Raw genomic sequence first — 25,917 nt, 5'->3', positions numbered from 1 at the left:
TCATTGCTACAAGTTAAATGTGTAAGTGTTTATATTATACAGAAACAAACCTAATCTATTTCAATACATGGCACTGAAATGGTGTATGATTTTCCTATGCCCTCAATCGGTTTAGGCTGATCGAGTTGGGATAAAGAGCAGTTAAAACTGCATACTTTACTTGAATCGTCTAATTATCTTGGAATGGTCTTGGGACGTTTATACAAATCGAACAGTTCTTCAACTTCTTCAACAGAGGTATCTGTAATCGTCGCAATAGAATAAGCATCCAATTCTTTATTAGGGTGCGATTTAATAAATCGTATTAATTTTGAAGCAATATCGAGTTTTATATGCTGTTTCATATCGATTGATAAGTCATAGGCTTTAAAAGATTTTGATGTGCTAAGTGGAAAGTTTTTGAGTTTCTTGCTATTTTTGCTAAATGTTTTACTTTTAATCCCTAAAGCATCTCGAAAATAATTTCCTGCATTTGTGGGGTTGATTTTAGCTATTAAAAATGTTAAATGATATATATGCACTGCTAAATTTGATGTCAAAATATTTTTATGTTTCAAAAGTTGGATATCAGTGTTTATATTTTTAGTGATTTGTTCATAATTAGTACGGTAAGTTTGCACACCCAATGACGATATAAACTCTATTCTATATTGGAGAATTGTCTGCATATTCTGCTTAACACCATCGGTTACTAACATGACTGGATCGGATTTATAATCGTCAAGGTAGTAATTAGAACGCTCTGGTAAACTTTGAGGTTCTAGATTGGCATATTGAAGAACCTTTATATTTTTATTAAATACCTGAGATGCTTCATTCGCACAAACGAAGAGTATTTGCTTATTGTATGCTTTAAAAATTTTAATCAATGATTCGACTTTTGTGATACTCGTATGATCCAAAAAGAATATCATATTTTTAACGAGCTGATTGGGCTCATTATCCTCAACTCTTAGACTGTTACCAACATTTGCTCTAAAATGTTTATAAGGATCTGAAATAGACTTGATTCTGGACAAATCATTCACATGACATGCTATGGTGGATTCAAACTTTTTTAATAAATTTATCATTTCATTGGCACTAAATACTGGGGATGATGAGATTAGCAATACAGCAATATTTTCATGATTCATACATGTATTAGTAAACCAATTTAAAAGTAGTGTTTCGAGTGCCATATCTTCCATATCAACTTCCTAAGATTCAAAGAAATAGCTAAAAGTATACTATTACAATGGTTTAAATTTGCATTATATACTAGTAAAAAACTAGTTATGATCGTTAATTGTTTACAATAAAAATTCATTTTATGTTAAAATACTGCATGTTTATTTTATGTAAATTACAACCATATTAATTTCATATTGTTATTTTATAAAGGAATATAATTGGAAGAAATTATATATAAGGTTGAATATTCTGATAAGGAATATTCACAAGCAATAAGGGATCAAGATGAAGCGATAGATTTATACATTAATAATATTAATACTAAGGATTATAAAATTGAACAATCAAATCCATTAAAAAATGTACATAGTTTTGATAGAAAGATAGATAAAATGATTGATTCTATGAAAGAGCATGACTGTTTGACGATAAGCCACCTAAATATTTTAGGTAACTCAATTCATAGAATTTTAAAGAGGGTGGATACTCTTTATTTTAAAAAATGCAGACTATATGTCATCATAGGAAATATTCATATCGATCCAAATGATACTTCCAGTGGAATTTATTTGATTCTTGGTATGTATAAAATCAGTAAAGCTCTAAATGATAGCAAGACAAAAGAAGTCAAAAAAAAATTAAAATTTAATGGAACAAAGACGGGTCGAGTCGCTGGCAAAACATATAAATCGAAGTTTGATCAATTTAAAAGAAAAATTATGACGATGTATTCAAAAGGTATAAGTAAAAAAAAGATTTGCGAAACTATTGGAACAGGTACACCGCAAGCTATTGGCAAGTATATAAAAGCGATAAAAGAAAAAGAACTTACAAAAAAACCAAAAAAACGCGATTCAAAAAAAGCTTATATCGTGAAAAAAGTAAATGACGAGGTTAAATTTAATATTTGATTTGAGTGTAATTGACCTATGATTTGAATTGGCGATTTTAATCATAAAATTTTTGGTGTACCTTTTGGTGTACCTTGATGTTTTTGAATGGCATGAAGTGAATGAATTTAAAGTAGGTTTTTGAATGAATTTTTTGGTTGCGGAAACAGGATTTGAACCTATGACCTCGAGGTTATGAGCCTCGCGAGCTACCGTGCTGCTCTATTCCGCGACATAAAAGTGGTTGTAAAGATAAGTGTTTTAAATATTAGAAGAAATAATATCTAGTGTTTGGTTGCGGAAGCAGGATTTGAACCTACGACCTTCGGGTTATGAGCCCGACGAGCTACCGGACTGCTCTATTCCGCGATATAAAATTTGGATGGGGTAGTAGGACTCGAACCTACAATCTACAGTACCAAAAACTGTTGGCATACCATTTGCCTATACCCCAACATTGTGTTGTGAGGCCGAAATTATAGACACTTTTCTAGAATTTGTCAAGTGCTTTTTATGCACTTGTATAAAAAATATCATTTTCTTGATTGTCATTGATTTTTAAACCTTTTACCCTATAATTGCCTAACTATATTAATATAAAAAGAGTATTGAATGTCAGCAGTGCAACGAGTATTGGACGCTATTGAAGAATTTAAAAAAGGTCGAATGGTTATTATGGTCGATGATGAGGATCGTGAGAATGAAGGGGATTTAGTCTATGCCTCTGTTTTTTCAACCCCTGAACATGTCAATTTTATGGCTACTCATGCAAAAGGGCTGATTTGTGTAGCGATTAATCCCTCTATTGCCAAGCGCCTGAATTTAGAACCGATGGTCAAATCCAATACCTCGATGCACGAAACAGCATTTACCGTATCGGTGGATGCAACAGCGGCTACAACGGGTATTTCGACGGCAGAACGTGATATGACGATCCGTATTCTTGCCAATCCGATTTCTCAGCCTTCTGAATTGGTTGCACCCGGACATATATTCCCCCTTATAGCCAAAGAGGGGGGAACCTTGGTACGAATCGGTCATACGGAAGGATCGGTCGATCTGTGCCGCTTATCAGGCCTTGCAGAATCAGCGGTTATCTGTGAGATTATGAAAGAAGACGGAACGATGGCCCGTCGGGATGATCTTGATGTTTTTGCGGTAAAACACGGACTAAAAACCGTTTATATTTCGGATATTGTCGAATTTCGTTTGGCCAATGAAATACTGGTTCGAGCGATCTCCGAAGAGGAGATTGAGTTTTTTGGCGTCAATGTAAAAAAATATGAATTTTTGGATCATCAAGACAACCGACACAGTGCCGTTGTTTTTTACAAAGCAGGAGAGACCGCAAACGTCAAAGTGCATAATGTTATCCCTGATATTGAACTTTTGCTCAATCAAAGCCGTTATACCCAATTGATAGACTCTATCCATTATTTGAAACAAAACAGCGGGGTATTATTATTTATAAACAAACCGAACCATCAGCAGGTGAATATGAAAGAGTACGGTATCGGTGCTCAAATATTGAAAACACTCGGTGTACGGCATATGCGGCTAATATCGGAGAGTAAAGTACCGGATTTCGCAGGATTAAGCGGATTCGGATTGAATGTCTTGGAGATTATCAATCCGACAGAAAGCAACTAAGGGATAGGGCGTAAAGCGCCCATACTCATCGAATAATATTGCATTTTCGTATCAGCTGATATTGAGGTTCTGTTTGTCTGGTGCCGCTGTTAGCCCCTATGGCTGTCCCTAGGACGGCTCCCCCTATGGTAGCGGCAGCATTGCCCCCTCCGCGTCCGAATTGGTGTCCTATAACCCCTCCGATAACACCGCCTACGATTGCCCCTGCCGTATTTGGGCTGTTTCCCCCTTGGTAGGTTCCATTGATAGGTACTTGTTCATACCAGCACTCTTCATGCTGCATAGTTTGGTAGGGTACAGCTGTCTGTTGGGGGGAAGCGGTATCTCTTTGAACGGGGACATATTCTTGTCCGTCAATGAAGACACTGTTGGCAGCGTGCAATCCCATACACGATGATAGGAAAAGGGCGATCGGGAAAGATAACTTTTTCATCGCTTACCATCCTACCGATGATTTGGAGGTGACTTTGCGGATCTCTTTCTCATCGGCCCATACAATTTCTCCACTTTGCGGATCTACAAGCTCTAGGGAGATATTGTAATAGACATCTTGCACGGTGTCATTGGCTTTTTTGATGGATCGGACGTTTCCGGTGATGATGTAGTCCGCATCGCTCATCGCTTTGAGTTGGGTTTTTGTCGTAGCCGATGTCGTCAAATCTCGTTCATCAGCAACTTCACCCAGATTGGCTTTGTCGGCTAAAAAGCGCACTTGCCCCGATTTGAGCAATTTGATCCGGATCTTATCGGTAATGGCTTTTGTGTCGATGTGCTCATAGGTGAGATTATTGACAGTACGGAGACGTACTTTCGGTGCTTGGGCCGCTTTCGTGATATAACGTGTTTCGAGGAGTGATTGCGTCATGCTTTCTGCCGTTGATTGTAAATCCGATGAGCCGAAATCTGCGGTTACCGTTTCCACTGCTTTGGCATCGCCGTATTTGACTTTAGAGTCATAGCCAACCATTCCTGCACCTCCCGGTGTCGCACAACCGCTCATAAGAATGGCGGTGGCACTTGCTGCCAAAAGAAGAGATGTTTTAATCGTGTAATGCATCAGAGATCCTTTTTAAAGTTTTTCGGGGATGGAAACGACAATTTTATAGGTGGTCACTTCCGGCAAATTAGACATTTCGACAATTTGAACTTTTTGATTTTTATGAATAACTATCGGTTTCCACGCAGTAGTATCTTTTAGGACACCATTGGAATCAAACCATTCGATTCGGTAGACGAACCCTTCCACTTCATCAAAATCGTCATTTTCAAGATCGGCAATGACTTTCAGGAAACTTCCCTCTTTTATGCTTTTATGTTGGATGATATCGACACGTTTATCTCCGATGATGTTTACCTCTTTGGAGGAACATCCCAGGAATAAGAGAGATGCGCTAAGCGCGATTAAAACTTTTTTAGTAGGTAACATAGTCAATCCTTATATTGTCTGGAGTTAGGTAAGAGACCAGAACAACAGCCCCTTTTTTATCCGAAGGGAGAGAAAATCTCTCTTCTTGTCCGTTGAGTGTGATGGTGAGATTTTCACCTTTATACGCTTGAAGTTTTGCAATATACCCCGAATTGGGTAACACTTCCCAGTTTCGATGGCCTGAGTCAGCAAATGAACTTCCGGCATCCATTGCTAATGATGCCACAAATCCCCCTAAAATTCCAAAATGATCCGAGGCCTGTTTTGCAGCAATAGCTTTGGTTGTAGCACGTACAACCGATTTCGCAAGCTCTCCGGGAAGTTCATCTTTGAGTGTTTTATAGGCCATGACGTTACTTTTTAAGAGGCGAGGGGGCTGCATTCGCAGTCTATCCGTGGAAATGCTTACCAATGTAAGATCGTTGAGGGGTGGATTATAGGCAGGCAAATCAATACTGGTGTAGTCAGCACCGTGGAAGATGGGAAAACGGACTTTCTCAATTTTCAAGGAGGGGGCTTCTCCGGAAAGTACAATGACGGTAATATCCATTTTCGCCAAAGAGAGGGTTGCTTGATTGGATTTTTGGGATGGAAGTTTGTTCTGCGGTAAGTTTAGAAATGCTTTTGAGACATCCGGATTAAGGGCTAGTGCCCGCTTGAGACTAATTTCACCGGCATTTCCGGATGCGGCAGATTGACCTGAAATATCGAGGATAATACTGCTAAGGGTATAAGAAAAGGGGTCTTGGTAGTTGTTCGCCATAGATCGGACATCGCTGTCTTCGAGCATAGCCGCCATCGAATACCCCTGCGGAATATAGGAGGTATCATTCCCCTGTCGCTGTGCTTTTACTTTTTCTTCGGAGGCCTCTTTTATTTTTTCTTCACTCTCTTTAAGCCAAAACTCTTGACGTTGTTCCATCCGTCTCATCTCAACTGACGCCCCTTCAAAATCTCCGATCATAAGGTAATTAAGGGCATTGAGGGTATGCATCAAAGTCCGTTCGTACCCCTTGCCGTAATAGGTCTCAGACCCTTTTGATAACAAAGCAGAACCGAGGAACGATCCCACATTGCGCAAGCTGATAGTTGCTCTGTTTTCATACTCATCCAGAATGGCATACGCATGCTCAAACGATTGGATAGAGAGATTGAAATCTCCGTTGGCTTGTTGCAATCGTGCGAGATCGAGCCAATACCAATATTGATTGTTATCGGATGTATCGGTGCTGAGGGTGGCAAGGGTATAGGGAAAAGTGTTTTTTGAAAGCCCCGAAAGCAGTTGCTGTGCATTAAGAGATCCGGCTTGAGCACTGGGAGTAGAAAAAAAACTTGTTACCAAGCAAAACGTTAATACAGCGGAGCGCATTGGTTACCTATCCTAATGAGGATTAATGTTTCATAGCCTTGATAAACGATTCGTAAATATTTTCAAGCTGTAAATCTTGCTCTAAAATTTCTTTGTTGTCCTGAACCATATAGTGTTCCAAAACAGCAACCCTCCGAAGGAGATATTCGAACATCTCTTTATTGATATCGGGAAGTTTATTGTGACTGAACGGATCTTTGTCTCGCCCTTTTTGGATGACATGGGCAGGGATGCCGATGGCTGTGCTGTTGTCGGGGACTTCACGAACTACGACCGAGTTTGCACCAATTTTGGAATTGGCTCCGATGGTGATATTTCCCAGTACTTTTGCCCCCGCACCGATGACGACTCCGCTTTTGATCGTAGGGTGACGTTTACCGGCGACAAGGCTCACCCCTCCAAGGGTGACCCCTTGATAAATGAGTACATCATCCTCGATCACGGTTGTTTGCCCGATGACAACACCGAACCCATGGTCGATAAAGACACGACGGCCGATCGTAGCTCCCGGATGGATATCAATGTTGGTGAAAAGCTGATTTATACCCATCAATATGCGGGCAACGGCACGAAAGCCGTTTCGATAGAGGCGATTGGAAATCCGGTACCAAAAAATGGCCCAAACACCCGGATAGTTAAAGAAAAGTTCGATTCGAGAACTGATGGCGGGATCATTTTTATAAACGTTCGAAAAATCTTCGGCAATCTCTGAGAAAAGTCCCAAGTGCAATCCTTATCGTGTGGTTCTTAAGTATCCGTTTTGGTAGAGGTACATTTCTAGTTTTTGAAGTGTATCACTTTTTTCTTCTTCTGTAATAAAGTCGCTAATCGCGAGTTTATTTTTAAGGTTAGTCAGAAGTTTAGAGGCGTCGTAGCCGATATCTTCGAGGATATTGAGAACATTATCCGATTCGGTAAAGTTTTCGATCTCATACCCGTTATCGTTGATAAGGATCGTACACTCACTGGGGTGAGTAAAGAGGTTATGATTCATCCCTAAGGTCTCTTGATAGGCTCCGACGTTGAAAAAGGCTAGGAAGTACTCTTCTTCGTCCAAATCGATATCGTGCAGATAAAGAGGAGTTTCGGGCTTGAACCGAATCTCTCCGTCGCTGTCACATGTGATATCCCATAAGCTTGCCGCACGGATAGCGGGGATATCGAGTCGATCGAGCGGCATAATCGGGAACTGCTGCTGCAATCCCCAATAGTCAGGGATGCTTTGGAATATGGAGCTGTTAATCAAATAGCGCTCTTGCAGTTTGACCTGAAGGCGTTCGATCTCCGGCATAGGGTTGTCTTGAGAGAGATAAAGCGATTTTTTGATGATTTGATGGACCAAAATTTCGGCATTGGATCGGTCTTGCAAGTCGATGTGCCCCAAGTTAAACAAGGTAAGTAAGGATTCCATATGGTCGAGTGCATCATGCATATACTCAATACAGGTACGAGGAGCGAGGAGAGAATTAAGCTCTCGCAACTCTTCAATCAACGGTGGATTTTGCTCTTTGAGCTTAAGCGATTTTGCCTGATAATCGTGTGAAAAAAGCTCTAAAACCGGGGCAATCAAAACAGAATGTGCCGCAACGATAAAACGGCCTGATTCGGTAAAAATATCGGGGTGGGCTACCCCTTTCGCGTTCATGATTTCTCTCAGCAAGAAGACCACACTGTTGGAAAATTCTTCAAGGGTGTAGTTACGCATACGGGTGGAGGTATGCTGAGAATACTCGACCGCTAAACCTCCCCCGATATTGATGGCATGCAGGTTGTCCGCACCCATTTTTTTGAGCTCGGCGTAAATATTTCCCGCTTCGCGCAACACTCGCTTTAATGGGGCGATATCTTGCATCTGAGAACCGATATGAAAATGGATCATACTGAAATGCTGCAGCATATTGTTCTCTTGGAGCATCGATATGGCTTCGATCAGTTCGGTAGAGGTGAGTCCGAATTTGGCACTCATACCGCTGCTTTTCGCCCAAATGCCGCTTCCCTCAGATTGGAGGCGGACACGGATACCGATGTGTGGGACTTTTAGATTGCATTGCTGTGCAACGTCAATGATCCACTCCAGCTCACCGAGACCCTCAATCGTGATTGTGATATTGTGTCCCATCTGTGCCGCCATAAAGCCCAACGTAACCATCTCTTCGTCTTTGAACCCGTTGACGGTAATAGGAGAACCGATCGGTGTTTTAGCCATGGCTAACGCAAGCTCCGCTTTGGAACCCGCTTCGAGACCGTAGCAGTATTTTTCACCGAGTTCGACCACTGCATCGACAGCTTCGGGGAATTGATTGACTTTGAGCGGGAATACGGCATGAAAATGTCCCGTATAATCGTTTTCGAAAATAGCGCGGCGAAAATTCGAATAGAGCATATCGATTTGTTTACCGATAATATGGGGGAAACGTAAAATCAGCGGACCGCGAAGATTGGTTTTGCGTATCTGCTGGGTTATTTCAAGCAGAGAAGGGGAACTTTTATAATTGACTTTAACTTTCCCTTGGTCGATCATAAAATTGTTTTCGCCCCAAATATCTATTCCGTAATTTTTCATGCGTTCTCTTTAGTGGTGAAATGGGTGAGGGGAATGGCAGATTCTTGTTTTTCAACTAAATCTTTGACCCAAATGGTCCCCTCTAGACGTTCGTTTTCTCCGATGACGGCACAATAACGGGCATTAATGCGATCAGCCCCTTTAAGATGGGCTTTAAGGCTTTTTGCATCGTATTCTACGACCGCTTTTTGGGTACGGCGGATGGCTTCGGCGGCTTGGAGAATTTGGGGCAATGAGGCGTCGTCCATTGCTCCGAGATAATACCCTTCGCGCACAGGCTCAGGCATAACAATAAGCTCAAGAAGCCGCTCGATCCCCAGGGCGAATCCGACAGCCGGAGTGGGTTTTCCGTCTAAAAATTCGATGAGTCGGTCATAGCGTCCCCCTCCGGCGATCGCGCTTTGCGAACCGATATTGTCGCTGACGAATTCAAAGGCTGTTTTGGAATAGTAATCCAATCCGCGTACAAGATTCGTATCGATTTCATAGGCGATATTGTGCTGATCCAGAATGGTTTTTAAGGTGTTGAAATCGCTCTGGCACCCTTCACAAAGGTTGTTGATCAGTTTTGGTGCGCGGGTATAGAGGTTTTGACACGCTTCATTTTTACAATCCAGGACACGTATAGGGTTAGTCGATTTGCGGCGGATACAATCACCGCAGATAGCGTCACCGCACTCTTCGATAAACGCGACGAGTTTTGTTCGGTATGCGGGCATACAGTTTTGGTCGCCTAAGGAATTTAGTTTGAGTCGATAGCCGATCCCAAGTGCTTTGAGTATATCGGCAACCATCATAATCATCAATGCGTCTTCATAAACCGAATCGACTCCGAAGCTCTCAACCCCGAATTGGTGAAATTCACGTAAACGCCCTTTTTGAGGACGCTCATAACGAAACATCGGCCCGTTGTAGTAAAAACGGTGGATCCCCCCTTTTTTATCCAACTTATGCTGAACGAATGCACGGACGACTCCTGCTGTCCCCTCCGGACGAAGACAAACATCGTTTTCCCCTTTGTCGATGAACTGATACATCTCTTTGCCGACAATATCGCTTGATTCGCCCACGGAGCGTTTAAACAGTGCGGTCTCTTCGAGAAGAGGGGTTTCTATGTAATGAAAACCGTAACGTTTGGCGATGGCAGAGGCTGTCGTTAAAAAGTATTCAAAACGTTCATAATCATCGACGAGGATGTCATTCATTCCACGCAAAGATTGGATCATAAGGCTCCTTTTATAAGGGTTGAGATTTCATGTGTAATTGTATCGCGTGATTGTGTCGCATCGATTACATGGGTTTGGATTCCTAGGGCATAGGCTGCGGAAATAAGGGCATCTTGTATAGCAAGCAGATAATCAATCCCCCGCGATTCGATAGAATCGTGCTCTTTTTGACTGAGGCGGAAGCTGAGTTCTTCGGGGGTCAGCTTTAGGATAAAGACGCTTTCAGGGAGAGTGCCGCCCGTCACCAACCGGTTGAGTAATACCAGAGTCGCTTCATCACACAAATTCTGGACACTGGCATAGGCCATTCCCGATACTGCGGAACGATCACTGATAATCAGCTTATTCCTATTAGGGACGATAATGGATTCGGTATGTTCCGCACGATCAGCTAAAAAAAGGAAGAGTTCTGCCGTTTTACTTTTAAGATTGCCGTGTAAGACCATATTTCGGATCTCTATTCCCACCGTTGTCCCACCCGGCTCTTTGGTAATGAGTGCGTCCGGAAAAAGGGTGCGTAAACACTCAATTTGGGTGCTTTTTCCTGCGGTATCGATCCCCTCTATTGCAACGTACATGATTTCATGCTCCAGATAACATTTTGGACAGCGATTGGGAGGAGATGTTCCGTTTTCCCGTTGAATTTAAGCAGATTACGGACAATGGAGGAACTGATAAAGGCGTGTTTGAGTTTTGGCATCAGGTACACTGTTTCTATCGTGGGATCAAGAGAGTTATTAAGATACCCCAATTGCAGTTCAAATTCAAAATCACTCACCGCTCGAAGTCCTCGGATAAGTACCGTAGCTCCGAGTGTATTGGCAAGTTCTACCGTGAGATTGTCAAATCCTACCACACGAACTCTCTCTAAACCTTTTACGGCAAGTTTAGTCATTTCAACCCGTTCTTCTAGGCTAAACATCGGCTTTTTATCCCGTGATTCAGCGACGGCAATAATCACCTCATCGAAAAGTTTGATGCCTCGTTCGATAATGTCAAAATGGCCGTTGGTAACAGGATCAAAAGTTCCCGGGTAGAGTGCTATTTTATGCATGGCTGTCGTCCCATCGTTTGTAAAGAGAATTTTCGATACCCATCAAATCGAACCATTTTCCGATCATGAAATTTTCCATCTCTTCTAATGTATTTTGTTCTCCGTAATAGGCAAGAACCGGCGGTGCAATGATAACCCCCATCATGGAAAGTTTATGCATGTTTTCCAGTGCAATGGGAGAAAAGGGGATCTCTCTTGGAGCCAATACGAGTGTGCGGCGTTCCTTTATCATGACCGCTGCTGCACGGGTGATCAGATTGTCGGCAATACCGCATGCGATTTTGGCGAGGGTATTCATGCTGCACGGAGTGATGATCATCGCATCGGCACCATAAGAACCGGAGGCAACGGAAACCCAAATTTCGTGATTTTCATGCACTTTTAGGTTTTCTTCTTTGTCCAAAACGATTTGGGCATGTTCGGAGAGTATCAGGTGCTTATTCACCGAAGCTGGGAGGGCATGGAGCAGTTTTAACCCCAGATTCGCGCCGCTGGCACCGCTGATACCGACCACAATTTTCATAGAAGTTCCACCCGATTTTCTCCGATCACTTTGGCTTTGACACGTTTGCCGTCATTTTTTTGGATCGTAATCATATCATACAGTGCACCCTCTTGCGTTGCGGTAGCGTCAAACTCTACACTAACGCTATCGGATTGAATAACTACCGTCACCTTTTGACCTCGTAAAACGAGCGGTACCTCTTCAATATTGCGCTCCGTTAAAAGGGTACCTGCTTTAAATGAGGTGCGAAAGCGATACTGTTTTGAGGGGGGAACCGTAAGTGGCGAATCATTGAACATGCTAAAGGGAATCCTCTTCGATTCAACGTTACTATCGCTTAGTACTTCTTTGCGCTCAACTTTTTGAGCCGTATGGAGGACATTTATGGTTGCAGTAACACTGTAATCGAAATAGTAACGAATCCCTTGTTCGTCAGGAATATAAAACGTCCCTTTGGCACTTTGAAAAAATTTTGGTTCATAGGCGACTTTGGAATTTTTGGGAAGAGACTTGATATATCCGTGCGGTATTATTTGAATATGATCAATAATCATGGTGGGATAGTGTTCTAAAAGTGCGCTAGAGAGCTGTTTCTCAAGTAGTGTTAAATCGATGGGGCTGAGTTGAGTAAAATTGACAAAACGGACTGTACCTAAATCGATAGCGATTCCATGGAGTTCAAAAGATTTGGAAAGTACTTGAGCATTAATGCGATAGTGCGTCGTTCCATCGGGAATACGCAAGAGTTCAAATTTTTGTGGCAGTTCCGGAAAGAGATCATTAGAATAGATAACTTGATGTTCAAAAAGGTAATTTTCCTGAAGATCATATGCCTCAATGTGGATAAAAAAAAGGGCTAAAAGGATCAATTTAATCATTGTGCAATTGTAACACACGCTATTTGTTTTTCATCTGTATTGCGTTATCCTATGCTCATATAATCGTAACCAGTGAGTATTATGTTTTTAAAAAATAAAGATCTTTTATCGGGATTAAATAGCGATGAAAAAGAGCGTATTCGGTGTGAGCAGGTCTCGATGGCCTATAAGCAGTCTTTTGCATCAATTTTACCACTTTTTTTCGGTGCATCGGTTGTTTTATACCTTTTTATCGGAACATCGATTATCGCCTATGTTGTAGGTTGGTTCATTCTTGTGACGGCTACGCTGTTCTGGCGCTTAAGGTTATTACGCTCCCATCGCACCCATTATGAAAATCACGCGCTAAAAAGTTGGGAACGGTATTTTTCTTATATGATATTGACCTCTTCCTTGGTATGGGGCAGTGCAGCATTTTTTATTTTTAAATCTTCGAATCCGCTCCATGAATATTTTTTAATTTTCTTGATTTCAGGAATAGCTTCGGTGGCTTCGGGGACGTTAGCGTCTCTTTTTGGAGTTACCATCCTTTTTTTATTCGTGTTGCTTGCCCCATTGTTTGGTATGATGTTCTTTCATCCCGGAGTTGAATATCAAATGATGGGGATACTCGTTGGCGCTTTTTTTATATTGCTGATAACGGGGTCAAAGCGGATTCATACGAATATTATGAATGCATTAAAATCCAAAATTCTTTACCAAAAAGCGATGGATGCATTGGCCCTGTCCAATGAGCACTTTGAGACTATTTTTAAAGAGGCACCTGCCGGTATATTTTATTATAATAATGATTTGGTGGTTATAGATTCTAATACAGAGATGATGAATATATTACAGATTGACCGCAACCGCATGATCGGATTGGACTTAAAGCAACTTCCGGATACTTCCTTAAACGAGGCTATAAGTGCACATCAGCAAGGCAAAAAAGGGTACTATGAAGGCCCTTATACGACGAAGTATCAACAACTGAAGTTATGGGTTACCTTGAAGACCACCCCAATGTATGATGCCCAGCGCAATATTATCGGTGGTGTTGCTATTGTTACCGATATTACCGATCGGATACTTGCTGAAGAGAAAATGAAGCATCAAGCCTATTTTGATGCATTGACGGATATTCCCAACCGTGTTTTGCTCCAAGACCGTATTAACCAGGCATTAGCACAGTATCGCCGTCACGGAACTTTAATAGCGGTAATGTTTTTGGATTTAGACCATTTTAAAAGTATCAATGATTCTTTGGGGCACCATATTGGAGATGCATTGCTAATTGAAACCGCTATGCGTATTGTCAGCGTATGCCGAGAAGGGGATACTGTGGCCCGTTTAGGGGGGGATGAATTTGTTGTTTTATTAAACGATCTAGGAGATGATCCGCATATTGCCGCGATCAAAGCGGAAGTGGTGAGTGAAAAAATACATGAGGCGCTTTCCTATCCTTTTAATGTGGGGCTTAATGAACCGATAATAACCAGTTCGAGTATTGGGGTTGTTTTAGTGAGTTCAAAGGAACAAACTTCGGATGATTTATTAAAGTATGCCGACACGGCAATGTATCAAGCTAAAAAAGAGGGTCGAAATACGACACGATTTTATCAAGAACAAATGGATCAGTGGATTAAAAAACGTCTCTTTTTGGAAAATGGTCTCCGTTATGCCATTAAAAATGGGGAACTGGAGCTTTTTTATCAGCCGGTGATTAAAATTTCGACGAAGAAAATTGTGGGTGCCGAGGCGTTATTGCGATGGAACCATCCTCAGATGGGGATCGTTATGCCGGATGAAATGATCGATATTGCCGAAGAGAGCGGTTTGATTGTTTCTATCGGCGAATGGGTATTGCGTGAAGCATGTACCCAATTTGTCCGATGGAGGACCAATAATATCAGCAAATCCCATATTGAACGGATAGCCGTCAATGTGAGCGCGGTACAGTTTCGTCAAAGTGACTTCGTTGATAAGGTGATACGGATTGTCGCTGAGAGTGGAATCGTCCCTTCGATGCTGGAATTGGAACTGACGGAATCAATGATCATCGACAAAGTGGATACCGTGATCGATAAAATGAACCGTCTGCGTACAGCGGGAATCAGCCTTTCAATGGATGATTTCGGTACGGGGTATTCTTCGCTTGCGTATCTTAAACGGCTTCCCTTTACGACACTCAAAATCGATCGCAGTTTTGTCCGCGATATTATGTCGGATAAGGATGATGCGGCATTGGTTGAAACCATCCTTTCGATGGCATCTATTTTTAATCTCGATGTGATTGCAGAAGGGGTTGAGACGATTGAGCAATTTACCTTCTTGGAGCTTCACGGATGCGAATATTTTCAAGGGTATTTGTGCAGTAAGCCGGTACAAGCCAATACGTTTGAAGAATTACTTAATCAAGATGTGCAGCGGTGTCAAGTACACCCCTAAACGTTATAGGCATTTAGGACTTCATTAACTCTAAGGATCGCTTTGTCGATGTGATCGACGATATTTTCTTGCCCGATCTTTTCATCGATGTGAGATTGGGAGATAAAGCGTCTAACTTGCGGATTTACCCCTGAGAGTATCAGCACTGTATCGTTATTGGCTAGACGTTCCTGCAAGGTTTCAAGTGCGTGTAACCCTGCTGCATCGATAAGCGGGACATAGCGCATTCGGAGAATAAATATTTTTGGCGGAATTTGAAAGAGGAGGAGGGTATCAACCAGTTTTTCGGCGACACCGAAAAAGAGGGGTCCTTGAATCTCATATACCTCTACACCCTCTGGGATCAATTTATGGTGGATTGAATCGTGATCATCTTCGTCACTTTCTACGGAGTGTATTTGGGTCGCTTTCATCATTTGATCGATAAAGAGGATGGAAGCGAGGGCAATTCCTGCTTGGATGGCGAAGTTTAGATCAACTAAGACGGTCAGCGTAAAGGTTACGATTAAAACAATCCGATCACTGCGTGGGGCTTGCATAATTTCTCGGACATGTTTAAGTTCGGACATATTCCATGCAACAACCATCAAAATAGCGGCTAATGCAGCAAGAGGAACTTTTACAATCAGGGGTGAGAGTAAGAGCATAAACAAAAAGAGCCATACTGCATGCATTATCCCTGCAACCGGAGTACGTGCTCCCGCTTTAACATTAGTAGCGGTGCGGGCTATAGCTCCGGTAGCCGGGAGTCCTCCAAAAATAGCCGAAGCGATATTGGCAATTCCCTGCCCCAGCAGTTCGGCATTCGATTTATGACGTGTACCGCTCATCCCGTCGGCAACGACTGCAGAGAGAAGCGATTCGATTGCGGCAAGGGTTGCAATCGTGATGGCATCGGGGAGGAGGAGACGCATTTTTTCAAACGTGATTTCGGGCCATACGGGAGTCGGAAGCATAGAGGGGATCGCACCGAATCGACTTTCTATCGTCTCAACAGGGAGGTTTAAAAGCCAAACCGCCAGTCCAGAGAGAACCACAACGACAATCGGTCCCGGAACTTTCGGGATATAGCGTTTGGTGAGAAGGATGATACCGATAGAGGCAAGAGCGACGAGGATGGCGATAAAATTGGTTTCGTGAAGATGAGCGACGTAGACGGTGAGTTTGTCGATAAAGTCAGGGGGAACCGTCGAGATGGAAAGTCCAAAGAAATCGCGTATCTGTGAAAATGCGATGAGCAATGCAATCCCGGAAGTAAACCCAATGATGACGGGGTAGGGGATGAATTTGATCATCTCTCCTGCGCGAAAGAATGCCATAAGGATCAGTATTCCCCCTGCCATCAATGTGGCGAGTACCAATCCCTCATAGCCGTGTTTCATGGCAACCGTAGCAACGGTAACGATGAATGCGGCGGTAGGTCCACCGATCTGATAACGGCTCCCTCCGTGTGCCGAGATCAAAAATCCCGCAACGATTGCGGTAAAGAGTCCCCTCTCAGGGGGGAGATTGGATGCGATAGCGATTGCCATTGCAAGGGGGAGCGCGACAATGGCAACGGCAAGTCCGGCAATGGTATCGGCACTGAAATCAGCCCATGAATAACCTTGACGACGGAAGAGGGTAACAAGTTTTGGCTCTAAAGAGTCGTGAATCGAGCGCAGCATCGAAAATCATCCTTGGATAACGTGTTCCGACAGTGTAGCACTTGATATCGGTCAAGTCAAATTATCCGTTATTTCTTTATAATCTCAACACTTTATTTAGGGCAAGGCAACACATGAAAACTCCCGATTTTTTTACTCTTATACCGTCAATTACGATGGCTGATCCGTTGGCAGAGGTGTTGGGGGCGGCAGAGAACGGTATTCTGGAATATCACTACGAAGAGGTGGTGAAATTGGCGGGACACTCCTGTCCTACGGTTGCAGGTGCATATCTGATGATTCAAAAGGGGTTAAAGGCGCTTTACGGTGATGAAACACCTGTTCGAGGAAAGATAAAAGTGATGATGAAAGGCAAACTCGGAGAGGGTGTTGTGGGGGTGATCGCCAATGTGGCATCCATGATTACGGGTGCGACTGAAAAAGGAGGTTTTCATGGTTTGGGAGGGCAATTTGATCGACGCGATTTGTTGAGCTATGAAATAACCATGGAGGGCGAAATGGCATTGGAGCGTACGGATAGCGGTGAACGGGTTGTATTGAGCTATGATCCTACCATCGTACCTGCCGATTCTCAGTTGGGAGCATTATTGCCGTTGATACTTACGGATAAAGCGGATGCTCCTGCACGAACGTTATTTGGAACACTTTGGCAAGAGAGGGTTGCGCGTATTATGATCGATTATCGGGATGATGTCCGTTTGGTCGGTTGTATAAAAGAAAAGAGTGAGGAACATAAATGAAACTGCTTTGGCTCTTGACACTGGCTTGGTATACACTGTGGGGCGTGGATGGATACACGGTTTATCAAAAACAGTGTATGAAATGCCACGTCGAAATGATGGAAAAACAAGAGGTTGTGAAGAAGCTAGGTTCATTAAAAGCTCCGCCGATGGTCGAAGTTTCCACTCGTCTTAAAGAGAATATTATTATCGCGGATGAAGACAGCGATGTTAAACGGCGTGTAATTATCGCATTTATCAAAGATTACATCGAAAATCCGAGCGTTCAATACAGTATGTGCAGTTCCATGGCAATCGAAAAATTCGGGATCATGCCTTCTTTAAAAGGGAAACTCTCAAGCTCAGAGCGACAAGCGGTTGCGGAATGGGTGTATGATCGGTACAGCAAAGTGGTGTTTAAATAGAGTGGTGGATTAGATGGCGGCGCATACTAAAAAGGGCAATCGCTAAAATCGGTGCCGAAGCGGATGCAATCAGAAAAGGGATGTTGTTTCCGTAATGATCCCACAGCCATCCTGCACTTGCCAAAGAGGTGAGCGTCGTAATTCCGACTGCCGTATAATAGACACCGTATGCCGTCGCTTTGAGTTCTTTCGGAGCCGTATCCGAGATAATTGCTTTGGCCAGAGCGTTAAAGCCGCCGGCAAAAAATCCGTAAATCCCGAATCCGAGCCATACTCCTCCCACTGAGCCTGAAGCCATAGCGAGTGCCCCTAAACCAAATGCCATATAGACACATGCGAGCAAAGCGGGTTTGCCGAAACGATCGGCCGCTTTTCCGATGGGTATGGCAAACGCCGATTGGTTGAGATTATAGAGGGCATAGGCGAGGGGTATCATGGCGAGGGAGAGACCGTTGTTTTCCGCTTTGAGGAGCATAAAGGAGTAGTTCATGGCAAAGAGGCTAAAGAGGCTCTGAAATCCCACCAGCCAATAAAACGGTGCAGGGAGCGCTTCGGGGTGGAAACGGCGAGTGGGAGCAGGGGTGAAGGGGACATCGGTGACCCAAAAAATGAGGATCATCATGGATACAAGCCCCGGTATCAGACTGATGGCAAAAATCGTCCGAAATGTCCCTTCGCTCTCCCCTAGCCACCACAAACATCCAAAGGCGGTGAGTGAACCCGCAAGTGCCCCCGCACCGTCCATCATCTTGTGGAATCCGAATACAAAGCCGCTGATCTCTTTTGGGGTATAGGCACTGATGAGCGCGTCACGCGGAGCGACCCGTACCCCTTTGGCCAGACGGTCTCCGATGCGGATGGTTGCTATCATTGTGGCACTTTGAGCGAAAAAGGCGAGAGGTTTGATGAGGTTTGACATTCCGTATCCGAACAGCGTGATCCCTTTGCGTTTACCGAGGCGATCGGAGTAGAACCCCGATAGGGCAATCAGCATCGCAACCCCAAATTCGGCTGTCCCCTCGATGAGTCCGATTTCACTTTTGGTCGCGTGTAAAAATCGCTCAAGGAAAAGAGGGAGCAGTGGAAGGATCATCTCGGTGGAAAAATCGGTAAAAAAACTGTTGGCTCCGAGGGCGATAATGTTTTTGTTGAGGGATAAGAGTTTCATGGATCTCTTTTGAATAAAGATAAAATCCAATTTTACCCCTATTTTAGGTGGTTTTTGTTAAAACTTTTAGTGAGTTTTTGTATTTTCCACAAGAATTTGAATATTATTGATGTCATCGAAAAAAGAGCAGTTCTCATCATTACAAACTTTATTTGTCCGACAATAAGAATAATAAAGAAGCTTCTTTTAGTTCAGAAGAAATATTTTTTGATTCTATTTTTAACTGTTGACCGAAAGAATCAATAGTTTGGTCAGGATGATTATTAATATAGGTAAGCGTTGAATTCCAACCATCCAGCAGAACACTTACTTTCTGAGCATTTTTTTCAGCAATAGATTTGCGCATTATTAAAACATTCATATTCGGATTGGAAGAAGGCTCAGGTATATCTGCTTTTGATGGTGAAATTCGCATATAAAATATTATTTTAAAAGCATTAGATTCTTTCACCATTTTTTGAGCACGAGCCAGTCTGATAGTAGCAACATCAATCTTGCCACTGGATAGCTCCGCTGAGAGTTCTACATCTGTTTTGACAGTAGAAATTTTAATCTCATCAGCTGAATAATAACCTAAAATCTGTCCTAAATATAATATTTGACTGGATATTTTCTCATTTATTCCAACTTTTAATGGTTCATTGTCATGAGGTTTTGTACATCCAGTACTAACTACCAATAGAAGAGTTAAAAAAAAAGTAATAAAAATATTTTTCATCAAAATATTTTATCTAGAAATATTAAATGACATGGATAGAATTACGTTATTTTGATAAATAATATTGATTTTATGACATAGATACTTGAATAAAAGTATTATTGCTCGCTTTGATCTTTTTTCGCTTTTTTATCTTCCCATTTAAAACGTTTGTAATGAAATGAATTGGTCAAATTTTTAACTTTATTGATATCTTTCATATTGATACTAATGGAGGTATTTTCAATATTATTTCCTTCGCCAATAGTAATATTATCAGCTTTTCTTAGAGACAATTTCTGAGAGTTAAAAATACTTCGGTGTCCTGTAATCAAAAATGCAATTACAACGCTCAGTGCCGCATAGTTTGACATATTAACACCGAAAAGCTCAACTGCCATAATGATCGATGCGATAGGGGTATTAGTTGTTCCTGCAAGAACGCTTACGAATCCTAAAGCAGCAAAAAGAGCGATATGATCTCCGATGAAATGACCAAAAGCAATACCGCTTGTGGCGCCGACAAAAAATATGGGAGTAATAACTCCGCCGCTTCCCCCCGAACCCAAAGTTACCGCGGTAAATATTGTTTTCATAATGAAATCATACCAATGTATATTTTCAGATAAAAGAGCGACGGGGTCAAGTGCATGAGCGATGGTTGGTAGCCCGAGACCTAAATATTTATCAGATATGAAATATGACAAACCCACTAGAAGCAGACCACCCACAAATGCTTTTAAATATCTGTTGTAAGGAATTTTTTTAATCCAAGATTCTATATGGTTCATCAAAGTAATAAAAGAGTCTGAAACAATACCGAAAAATATACCGGCAAGTACAACTTGACCGATCAGTGTCAAATTTAAATGAAGTGATTGATAAAAACTGATATCGTAAACTTCATAATGAACTCCAAAAAATTGTGCGGTCGTGTATGCAGCAAATCCTGCTATAAAAGAGGGTAAAAGGACATCGTACAAAATGACCCCGATAATGAGTACCTCGATACCAAAGATGGCACCCGCAATAGGTGTACCGAATACAGAAGCAAATCCCGCACTAATTCCGCATATAACCAATTTTTTTCGATCTGGTTTGGAAAACTTTAGCAATGTTGCAACAAAGGAAGCAGCACCTGCACCGATTTGAGCGCCCGGCCCTTCTTTCCCGACGGATCCTCCTGAAAAAATGGTCAGAACTGTCGCAACCAATTTAACGGGAATTACTTTTGCATTGATATATCCGTCTTCTTTGTGTATTGCTTCAATTACTTTTTCGGTACCGTGGCCTGATGCATTTTTATCAAAAGTTCTGACAATCCAAACGGTAAGCATAAGGGCAAAAGGTAATGTATAGTAAAAATGAAACGGTAAAAGTGCGCGCGTGTCTTGTGCCGCATGAACTGTTTTAATAAAAATCGACATTAAAAAGCCGATCATAATGCCAGTTAGTGATGATAAAAATAGCCACTTGGCAACACTGAAGAAAATGACAGTTTGTTCGGTAATATGTTTTTTCATAGCGTGTCTTTGAGGGGAAGAAGTGTTAACAGTATAACTTTGATTGGTTAATCAACGATCACAATATTTGGATCCATATATTTGATAAAAAACGTATATTTCGAGTTTGAGCAGAAGCTCTATTTTTCAAAAATTCTAAACAATCAATGCTTCTCACAAATTAGAATAATCATTGTTCCGCCATACTTCTTTGGCGACCGCCAGCACTAAGACGACTGTAAAAAACACCGAGGATCCGACCGTACCAAGATCAAGCCCCCCCTTTTCGTGGGTTTTGGTCAAGAGATCACCGAAAGTAGCCCCGAAAGGGCGCGTCAGTACAAATGCCAGCCAAAAGAGGAGAACTTTCGATACGTTCGTTTTATAATGAAACAGAGCGATCAGAGCCAGTATAGCACTGATTAGCAGGGCGCTTTGGGCAAATCCCATTCCTATCTCATCGGCTAAAAAATCACCTGCAGCCGTTCCGAGCGTATTGGCCACTAAAAATGCCATCCAGTAAAAAAGTTCAGCTCCGGTGGTGGTAATAGACTCGACGTTGATACTTTTTTCTTTGATATACCATCCCCATAGGATGAGAGCCAAAAGCGACACGAGGAGAAGTGAACCACTGGTATATCCGAGTCCGAGTGTACGGTCGATAAAATCTGAAATAGCGGTCCCTGCGATTGCCGTGGCGGTAAAAGTTAGCCAATAGAGTATCGGCTCGTACCGCTTCATAATGAGTTTAATCGATAAGAGTATTAGAAATACACCCATAAACAGGACAATAGTATTGCCATACCCGATATCATAGGTCATGGAAAACATATCGGCTCCCGTCTCGCCCAGAGTGGTTGATGCAATTTTGATTACCCAATATAAGAACAGGATGTGCGGGACGCGGTTAGTGAGGGGGTGTGTATTCATTCAATAAAAGCCTCTATGAAAAATCGTCTTTTGCCAGTAAACTGTAATGTTTGAACATCTCTTGAGCATGTTCGGAAGCACTTTGAAGAAATCGTTTAGCTGACGCAGTATCGCTTTGTGACAGGGAACTGAATCGCGTTTCATTCATCATATACTCTTCCACCGGAATTTGTGGACCTTTGTAGTCTAGATTCATCGGATTTTTCCCTTCTTTGATACGCTCGGGATGGTAGCGAAACAACGGCCAAAGTCCTGATTCGACAGCCAGTTTTTGCTGATTCATTCCGTAACGCAAATCGTATCCGTGGGCGATACAATGCGAATAGGCGATAATTATCGAAACCCCATCATAGGCTTCGGCTTCGATAAATGCTTTGAGGGTTTGGGTGTCATTGGCCCCCATCGCGACACGGGCGACATAGACATCAGGATAGGAGAGTGCCATAAGGGCGAGATCTTTGGCCGATTTGCTTTTTCCTCCGGCGGCAAATTTAGCGACGGCACCTACGGGTGTAGCTTTGGACTGTTGTCCTCCGGTATTGGAATACACTTGGGTATCCAAAACAAGGATATTGACATTTTTCCCACTGGCAAGAACATGATCGAGCCCCCCATAACCGATATCATACGCCCATCCGTCTCCTCCGACAATCCAGAGCGATTTTTTGACGAGATAGTCGGCGATATCGAGCAAGCGAAAAGCCTCTTCCGTGGTGAGCGTTTTTAAATGCTCTTTTAGGAGTTCAATCCGTTCGCGCTGCATATTTATCTGGATTTCATCGTGTTGATCCGCTGTGAGTATCGCTTCCACCAGTGTGGGATCAAGCTGATCTTCTATGAGCAGTATAAGATCATGGGCATATTGAGCGTGTTGGTCAAGTGCAAGCCGCATCCCCAATCCAAACTCGGCATTGTCTTCAAAAAGCGAATTGGACCAGGCTACTCCACGCCCTTGAGCGTTTTTACTCCAGGGGGTTGTGGGGAGATTACCGCCATAAATGGATGAGCATCCTGTCGCGTTGGCAACCATCATCCGATCGCCGAACAGTTGGCTAAGAAGCTTTAGATAAGGGGTCTCTCCGCATCCTGGGCATGCACCGGAAAATTCAAAAAGAGGTTCTAAAAATTGGCTCTCTTTGACCTTGGCATGATCGAGCTTGCTCCGTTCAAACGGGGGAAGTGACGTGAAATAGTCCCATGCGACGATGCCGCTTTCTCGGAGCGGCATTTGGGGAACCATATTGATCGCTTTATGGTTTGGATCCATTTTATCACTTGCGGGACATATTTCAACGCACAGTGCGCATCCGGTACAATCTTCGACTGAAACTTGAAGGGTATAGCGGTCGGTGGAGGTGAAATTTTTCCCTTTGGCAGGGAGGGTTATAAATCCATCAGGAGCGTTAGCCAAGAGGGATTCATCCGCAATAGTGGAGCGAATAACTGCGTGGGGGCAAACCATGACACATTTATTGCATTCAATGCACAGATGGCTTTCCCACTGCGGAACCTCTGTGGCAATATTGCGCTTTTCATAACGGGTAGTTCCACTGGGCCATGTTCCATCAAAAGGTATCGCACTGACGGGGAGCTCATCTCCGTGCCCTTCGATGAGTGGAGAAATGATGGAAGTGATAAAGGGGTTGTCCGTCCCTTGTATCGTATTATGAAGGAGTAAGGTACTGTCAATCTCCTGGCCAATGGGTATTTCGAAAAGATGCTCAATACTTTGATCGACCGCATTGAGGTTGTTTTGAACCGTTGTCTCTCCTTGTTTGGCGTAACTGTGAGTGATTGATTCTTTGATGAAAGTGATTGCTTCTTTACGCGGGAGTATCTCAGAAAGGGCAAAAAAACAAACTTGCATAATGGTATTAATCCGAGCTCCAAGTCCGTTGTCTTTTGCAATTTTGTACGCATCAATAGTGAAAAAACGGATACGTTTATCTCTCATCTCCTCTTGAACGCTTCGCGGCAGACGATGCCAAATTTCATTGTGAGGGAAAGAGGTGTTGAGGAGGAATAGCGCCCCCTCTTTGGCGTAAGAGAGAATCTCGAATTTTTCCAGAAATACGCTCTGATGACATGCGACAAAATCGGCATGACGAATCAAATAGGTAGAGCGGATAGGATGGGGACCGAAGCGCAGATGTGACGTTGTCATGGAACCTGATTTTTTCGAATCGTAGACAAAATACCCTTGGACAAAATTGTCGCTGTGGGTTCCGATGATTTTAATCGAATTTTTGTTCGCCCCCACCGTCCCATCGGCACCGAGACCGAAAAAGATTGCTTCGTACGTTTCGGATGAGAGAATGGAAAGATCATGTTCCCACTCCAAACTGGTATGGGTTAGATCATCATTGATCCCGATCGTAAAATGATTTTTAGGATGAGGCTCTGAGAGATTATCAAAAACCGCTTTGATCATACCCGGGGTGAACTCTTTGGAAGAGAGACCATAGCGTCCTCCGACGATAAACGGCATAGGAAACGAAGCTTCCCCTTCCGTGCAAGCTTCGTTCAATGCAGTAGTGATGTCAAGATAGAGAGGCTCTCCCTGAGAACCCGGCTCTTTGGTTCGATCTAAAACGGCAATAGCCCTGACCGTAGAGGGGAGTGCGGCAATAAGATGGGCTTTCGAAAAAGGACGGTATAAGCGGACTTTGATGACGCCGACTTTTTCACCTTGTGCTACCCAATATTCGACGGATTCATGTACCGCTTCGGCTCCTGATCCCATCAAAATAATAAGGCGTTGTGCATCGGGAGCACCGATATACTCAAAGAGCTGATAACGACGTCCGGAAAATTGGGCAAAACGCTCTAGGGTTTCCTCTAAAATGAGAGGGAGAGCATTGTAAAAACGGTTGGCACTTTCGCGTCCTTGAAAATAAACATCAGGATTTTGGGACGTTCCCCGAATAAAGGGATGATCGGGAGTGAGGGCACGTTCTCGATGGGCATGAATCGTGTTGTTATCCAGCATGGCTTTGATCGTGGCGTCGTCGATCAAGGTGATCTTATCCACTTCATGCGACGTTCGGAACCCGTCGAAAAAATGGAGAAACGGAATACGGCTTTTCAGCGATGCTACTTGAGAAATAAGGGCAAAATCGTGCGCTTCCTGGACATTTCCTGAACATAACAGGGCAAATCCGCTCTGACGGGTGGCCATAACGTCCGAATGGTCACCAAAGATAGAGAGTGCTTGTGCCGCAAGGGAACGTGCTGCAACATGAAATACGGTTGGAGTGAGTTCTCCCGCAATTTTGTACATATCTGGAATCATAAGAAGGAGCCCCTGAGAAGCGGTAAACGTTGTTGTTAATGCTCCGCTTTGCAGTGCTCCGTGCACCGCGCCGGCAGCTCCCCCTTCGCTTTGCATTTCGATGACTTCAGGGACAGTGCCGAAAATATTGGTTTTTCCTTGCGAGGAGTAGAGGTCACAGAGTTCTCCCATTACAGATGCGGGGGTAATGGGATAGATAGCAATGACTTCATTGGTGGCATGAGCGATACGTGCAACAGCTTCATTGGCATCTATCGTAGCGAGGTTTGGATCAGTGTGGTGGTGCATCTTCTCCCCTTTGTTTTTCAAAGGATTTTATTGTAATACGGGATGCATTAAAAACTTCATAAAAGCTA

23 protein-coding genes and 3 tRNA genes are annotated in these 25,917 nt (G+C 43.0%); 5 read left to right on the top strand and 21 right to left on the bottom strand.

Features of this window, described 5'->3' with window-relative positions; genetic code table 11:
• Window positions 1-173: 173 nt before the first annotated feature.
• Complete coding sequence (locus WC407_RS01120) at window positions 174-1,190, bottom strand: hypothetical protein (RefSeq protein WP_373020231.1); 1,017 nt, start codon at window positions 1,188-1,190, stop codon at window positions 174-176.
• Window positions 1,191-1,391: 201 nt separating this feature from the next.
• Between WC407_RS01120 and WC407_RS01115 the strand changes: the two genes are divergently transcribed.
• The gene (locus WC407_RS01115; RefSeq protein ID WP_373020229.1) at window positions 1,392-2,084 is read left to right on the top strand and encodes a recombinase family protein; all 693 of its coding nucleotides are present in this window, start codon (window positions 1,392-1,394) and stop codon (window positions 2,082-2,084) included.
• Window positions 2,085-2,218: 134 nt separating this feature from the next.
• Here WC407_RS01115 and WC407_RS01110 read toward each other — a convergent pair.
• The 3 genes from WC407_RS01110 to WC407_RS01100 all read right to left on the bottom strand — a co-directional run bounded on the left by WC407_RS01110 (window position 2,219) and on the right by WC407_RS01100 (window position 2,517).
• Window positions 2,219-2,295: transfer RNA gene (locus WC407_RS01110), tRNA-Met, on the bottom strand.
• A gap of 60 nt (window positions 2,296-2,355) precedes the next feature.
• Window positions 2,356-2,432, bottom strand: a tRNA-Met gene (locus WC407_RS01105).
• 10 nt (window positions 2,433-2,442) lie between these two features.
• Window positions 2,443-2,517, bottom strand: a tRNA-Gln gene (locus WC407_RS01100).
• Between the two features lie 158 nt (window positions 2,518-2,675).
• Between WC407_RS01100 and WC407_RS01095 the strand changes: the two genes are divergently transcribed.
• Window positions 2,676-3,713: a bifunctional 3,4-dihydroxy-2-butanone 4-phosphate synthase/GTP cyclohydrolase II gene (locus WC407_RS01095; RefSeq protein ID WP_373020227.1), complete on the top strand. Its 1,038-nt coding sequence runs from the start codon at window positions 2,676-2,678 to the stop codon at window positions 3,711-3,713.
• Between the two features lie 25 nt (window positions 3,714-3,738).
• Here WC407_RS01095 and WC407_RS01090 read toward each other — a convergent pair whose 3' ends face one another.
• Genes WC407_RS01090 through flgA form a run of 11 tightly spaced genes read right to left on the bottom strand, consistent with a single transcriptional unit; the run spans window position 3,739 to window position 12,734 of the window.
• Window positions 3,739-4,146 carry a glycine zipper 2TM domain-containing protein gene (locus WC407_RS01090; RefSeq protein ID WP_373020225.1) on the bottom strand — a complete coding sequence of 136 codons (408 nt, stop codon included), beginning with the start codon at window positions 4,144-4,146 and terminating at the stop codon, window positions 3,739-3,741.
• 3 nt (window positions 4,147-4,149) lie between these two features.
• Window positions 4,150-4,770 (bottom strand): penicillin-binding protein activator LpoB, encoded by a 621-nt coding sequence (locus tag WC407_RS01085; RefSeq protein WP_373020220.1) that lies wholly within the window; start codon window positions 4,768-4,770, stop codon window positions 4,150-4,152.
• Window positions 4,771-4,782: 12 nt separating this feature from the next.
• Window positions 4,783-5,139, bottom strand: a complete 357-nt coding sequence (locus WC407_RS01080; protein ID WP_373020218.1) for a DUF1425 domain-containing protein — start codon at window positions 5,137-5,139, stop codon at window positions 4,783-4,785.
• The gene (locus WC407_RS01075) at window positions 5,126-6,508 is read right to left on the bottom strand and encodes a COG3014 family protein (RefSeq protein ID WP_373020216.1); all 1,383 of its coding nucleotides are present in this window, start codon (window positions 6,506-6,508) and stop codon (window positions 5,126-5,128) included. The genes WC407_RS01080 and WC407_RS01075 overlap by 14 nt, the downstream gene beginning before the upstream one ends.
• 22 nt (window positions 6,509-6,530) lie before the next feature.
• Window positions 6,531-7,232: a serine O-acetyltransferase gene (gene cysE / locus WC407_RS01070; protein WP_373020214.1), complete on the bottom strand. Its 702-nt coding sequence runs from the start codon at window positions 7,230-7,232 to the stop codon at window positions 6,531-6,533.
• A gap of 9 nt (window positions 7,233-7,241) precedes the next feature.
• Window positions 7,242-9,071 (bottom strand): biosynthetic arginine decarboxylase, encoded by a 1,830-nt coding sequence (gene speA / locus WC407_RS01065; RefSeq protein ID WP_373020212.1) that lies wholly within the window; start codon window positions 9,069-9,071, stop codon window positions 7,242-7,244.
• Complete coding sequence (hisS, locus tag WC407_RS01060) at window positions 9,068-10,297, bottom strand: histidine--tRNA ligase (protein ID WP_373020210.1); 1,230 nt, start codon at window positions 10,295-10,297, stop codon at window positions 9,068-9,070. Before hisS ends, speA begins: the two co-directional genes overlap by 4 nt.
• A complete protein-coding gene (gene tmk, locus WC407_RS01055; protein ID WP_373020208.1) occupies window positions 10,294-10,875 on the bottom strand; it encodes a dTMP kinase in 582 nt (193 codons plus the stop codon). Before tmk ends, hisS begins: the two co-directional genes overlap by 4 nt.
• A complete protein-coding gene (gene coaD / locus WC407_RS01050) occupies window positions 10,860-11,351 on the bottom strand; it encodes a pantetheine-phosphate adenylyltransferase (RefSeq protein ID WP_373020206.1) in 492 nt (163 codons plus the stop codon). Before coaD ends, tmk begins: the two co-directional genes overlap by 16 nt.
• The gene (locus WC407_RS01045; protein WP_373020204.1) at window positions 11,344-11,874 is read right to left on the bottom strand and encodes a UbiX family flavin prenyltransferase; all 531 of its coding nucleotides are present in this window, start codon (window positions 11,872-11,874) and stop codon (window positions 11,344-11,346) included. The genes coaD and WC407_RS01045 overlap by 8 nt, the downstream gene beginning before the upstream one ends.
• The gene (flgA, locus tag WC407_RS01040; RefSeq protein WP_373020199.1) at window positions 11,871-12,734 is read right to left on the bottom strand and encodes a flagellar basal body P-ring formation chaperone FlgA; all 864 of its coding nucleotides are present in this window, start codon (window positions 12,732-12,734) and stop codon (window positions 11,871-11,873) included. The genes WC407_RS01045 and flgA overlap by 4 nt, the downstream gene beginning before the upstream one ends.
• An 81-nt stretch (window positions 12,735-12,815) precedes the next feature.
• On the opposite strand from flgA, the gene WC407_RS01035 reads away from it, so the two are divergent.
• Window positions 12,816-15,161 (top strand): EAL domain-containing protein, encoded by a 2,346-nt coding sequence (locus tag WC407_RS01035; RefSeq protein ID WP_373020197.1) that lies wholly within the window; start codon window positions 12,816-12,818, stop codon window positions 15,159-15,161.
• Here the strand turns inward: WC407_RS01035 and WC407_RS01030 are convergent.
• A complete protein-coding gene (locus tag WC407_RS01030) occupies window positions 15,158-16,828 on the bottom strand; it encodes a SulP family inorganic anion transporter (RefSeq protein WP_373020195.1) in 1,671 nt (556 codons plus the stop codon). The two genes, WC407_RS01035 and WC407_RS01030, sit on opposite strands and share 4 nt — an antisense overlap.
• Window positions 16,829-16,941: 113 nt before the next feature.
• Here WC407_RS01030 and WC407_RS01025 point away from each other — a divergent pair, with 113 nt between their 5' ends.
• Window positions 16,942-17,568: a hypothetical protein gene (locus tag WC407_RS01025; protein ID WP_373020193.1), complete on the top strand. Its 627-nt coding sequence runs from the start codon at window positions 16,942-16,944 to the stop codon at window positions 17,566-17,568.
• Window positions 17,565-17,972: a hypothetical protein gene (locus WC407_RS01020; protein WP_373020190.1), complete on the top strand. Its 408-nt coding sequence runs from the start codon at window positions 17,565-17,567 to the stop codon at window positions 17,970-17,972. Before WC407_RS01025 ends, WC407_RS01020 begins: the two co-directional genes overlap by 4 nt.
• On the opposite strand, the gene WC407_RS01015 is transcribed toward WC407_RS01020, so the two are convergent.
• The 5 genes from WC407_RS01015 to nifJ form a co-directional block, all read right to left on the bottom strand.
• The gene (locus tag WC407_RS01015) at window positions 17,965-19,140 is read right to left on the bottom strand and encodes an MFS transporter (RefSeq protein ID WP_373020188.1); all 1,176 of its coding nucleotides are present in this window, start codon (window positions 19,138-19,140) and stop codon (window positions 17,965-17,967) included. The genes WC407_RS01020 and WC407_RS01015 overlap by 8 nt on opposite strands.
• A gap of 148 nt (window positions 19,141-19,288) precedes the next feature.
• A complete protein-coding gene (locus WC407_RS01010; RefSeq protein ID WP_373020186.1) occupies window positions 19,289-19,858 on the bottom strand; it encodes an ABC transporter substrate-binding protein in 570 nt (189 codons plus the stop codon).
• A gap of 98 nt (window positions 19,859-19,956) precedes the next feature.
• Window positions 19,957-21,360 carry a chloride channel protein gene (locus WC407_RS01005; protein ID WP_373020182.1) on the bottom strand — a complete coding sequence of 468 codons (1,404 nt, stop codon included), beginning with the start codon at window positions 21,358-21,360 and terminating at the stop codon, window positions 19,957-19,959.
• Window positions 21,361-21,513: 153 nt separating this feature from the next.
• A complete protein-coding gene (locus WC407_RS01000) occupies window positions 21,514-22,269 on the bottom strand; it encodes a hypothetical protein (protein ID WP_373020180.1) in 756 nt (251 codons plus the stop codon).
• A gap of 13 nt (window positions 22,270-22,282) precedes the next feature.
• Window positions 22,283-25,849, bottom strand: coding sequence for a pyruvate:ferredoxin (flavodoxin) oxidoreductase (gene nifJ, locus WC407_RS00995; RefSeq protein WP_373020178.1), 3,567 nt, complete (start codon window positions 25,847-25,849; stop codon window positions 22,283-22,285).
• Between the last annotated feature and the right edge of the window lie 68 nt (window positions 25,850-25,917).

This window comes from Sulfuricurvum sp., assembly GCF_041651515.1.
Classification (GTDB): Bacteria; Campylobacterota; Campylobacteria; order Campylobacterales; family Sulfurimonadaceae; genus Sulfuricurvum.
The sequence above is the reverse complement of the archived record's forward strand: the minus strand, read 5'-3'. Positions and strand labels throughout refer to the sequence as shown.